1 protein-coding gene and 1 pseudogene are annotated in these 2,345 nt (G+C 73.0%); both read right to left on the bottom strand.

Annotated elements, in window-relative coordinates; translation table 11 throughout:
• Positions 1 to 137 precede the first annotated feature (137 nt).
• A complete protein-coding gene (locus JS521_RS30950; protein ID WP_205086238.1) occupies positions 138 to 1,502 on the bottom strand; it encodes an ABC transporter substrate-binding protein in 1,365 nt (454 codons plus the stop codon).
• A 308-nt stretch (positions 1,503 to 1,810) separates the two neighbouring features.
• A pseudogene (locus tag JS521_RS30955) lies at positions 1,811 to 2,345 on the bottom strand (FHA domain-containing protein); the annotation flags it as partial.

The following is a 2,345-nucleotide window of genomic DNA, read 5'->3' on the forward strand; positions in this document are numbered from 1 at the left end:
CCCCCCCCGCGCGCCCCGGGGGGGGGCGGGCCCGCCGCGGGGGGGGCGGCGGGGGGGGGGGGCCGGGCGCGGCCGGGGGGGGGGGGGGGGGGGGGGGCCCCCCCCGGCCCCCCCCCGCGGTCGCTGTCGTCACGGCGTCAGCTCTTGTACGCCTTGGCCGCCGCGGACTCCAGTTTCTTCTGGGTTCCCGCGATGTCCTTCGGGTTCTTCAGGAAGTCCTGGAGGATCTTCCACTCGCCCGCACCGGGCGTCCCGCCGAACGACTGCGGGGCCTGGTCGGACATGTCGAACCGCACGTCGTCACCGGCGTCGATGAGCGCCTGCGCCATCGTGCGCTGCACGTCGTTCGGGTACGCCTTCAGGTCCAGGCCCTTGTTCGGGGAGATGAACCCGCCCGCCTCGGCCCAGATCTTCGCCGCGTCCGACGACGCCAGCCAGGTCAGCAGCGCCTGCGCGCCCTTGCTGTCCTTCAGAGCCACCGCCGCGTCGCCGCCGGTCACCACCGGGGAGTCCGCGCCGACCGCCGGGAACGGGAAGACCTTGGCGTCCGTGCCGATCTTCGCCTCGGTCTGCGCGATGTTGATCGAGACGAAGTCGCCCTCGAAGACCATCGCGCCCTTGGGCTGGTCGCCCCCGGTGAAGGTCTGCGTCACCGAGGCCGGGAACTCCGTCTGGAGCGCCCCGTCCGCCCCGCCCGCGATCAGCTCCGGCTTGCCGAACAGCTCGGCCAGCGAGGTCAGCGCGTCCTTGACGGACGGGTCGGTCCACGGGATCTCGTGCTTCGCCAGCTGGTCGTACTTCTCCGGGCCCGCCTGCGAGAGGTAGACGTTCTCGAACCAGTCGGTCAGGGTCCAGCCGTCCGCGCCGCCCACCGAGACCGGGGTGACGCCGGAGGCGGAGACGGTCTCCGCGGTCGTCAGGAAGTCCTTCCAGGTCTTCGGCTCGCTCGCCCCCGCGTTGTCGAACGCGGCGGCGTTGTACCAGATCAGGGACTTGTTGGCGGCCTTGAAGTACACCCCGTACTGCGTGCCGTCGACCGCGCCGAGGTCCTGCCAGACCTTGGCGTAGTTCTTGTCGAGTTGAGCCTTCGCCTCGGCGCCGACCGGCTTGGCCCACTTCTTCGCGGCCGCCTGCTGGATCGCGCCGACCTGCGGGATCATCGCCACGTCCGGCGGCTGCTTGCCCGCGATCTTCGTGCCCAGGAAGTTGATGATCGGGTCCTGCGCCGGGACGAAGGTGACACTCGCGCCCGTACGCTTCTCGAACTCGTCCAGCACCTTGGTGAAGTTCTCCTGCTCGGGTCCGGTCCAGACCGCGGCGACGGAGACGTTCTCCCCGTCCAGCTTCGGCAGGTCGACCGTGGACGCGCTGTCCGTGCCCTTGCCGGAGTCGTCGCCCGACTTCTTCTTGCCGTCGCCGTCGTCCCCGCAGCCGGTGAGCGCCAGAGCGCCGACCGCCGCGAACACGACGGCGGTCCTGCGTATCGAGAGGGTTGTGCGCATTCCTGCCCCGTTTCTTCCCTACGCGCCCGGCCACGTCCGCATGCCCGGACTACGTCGTCCGTGCGCACAGTCCTACGCCCGGTGCACGGGCCCCGCAATACCGCCGGGTGCTCCAACGCGCCGATCGTGATCGCCTCGTGACGTCATGTCAGGGCATGTCGGAAGCCTGCCCGGGCAGGGGTAGGAGGGTGCTCCCGGAGGTTGTCGTCAGGGCGCGGTCGGGCCGTCGTCGGGCCGTGGTCGCACGCTGTGGTCGGGCGGTGCTCGTGCGGTGCTCGGGCTGTGGTCGTGCGGTGCTCGGGCGTTGGTCAGGCCGTGAACGGTACGAGTGCGGGGAGCCGTTCGGCGTTGACCGAGCGGGCCGCGCGCTCCAGAGCGCTGGCGAGCAGGGCCAGGTCGGTCGGCCCGTTGCCCAGCTCCCGGACCGGCCGCCGGGTCGGCGGATCGCCCATCCGCTCCCACTCCAGCGGGACGACGGTCGGACGCAGCGTCGCCGTACGCGGGATGCGCCCGGTGACCCGGCCCCCCTGGAACGGCGTCACCCGGCCGTCCGGATGCCCCAACCGGCCCCGGCCCGGGGCCGGTTCGTCCGGGGACGGCGGCAGCACCGGGGCGTCCAGCACGATGCGCAGCCGGGCGCCACGGGCCAGCTCGGTGTCCTCGGTGCGGTCGGGGCGCGCGGAGGTGGCGACCAGGTGCACCCCGAGCCGCCCGCCGTCCCGGGCCACGGCCTCCAGCGCCCGCACGACCGAACCGGCGGCGGGCCGGCCGGGGGAGCCGAGCGCCGGGGCTACCAGCGCGTCGAAGTCGTCGGTGAGGACGACGAGGCGGGGCAGCGGGGAG

The sequence above is a fragment of the Streptomyces durocortorensis genome (assembly GCF_016901035.1).
Taxonomy (GTDB): Bacteria; Actinomycetota; Actinomycetes; order Streptomycetales; family Streptomycetaceae; genus Streptomyces; species Streptomyces durocortorensis.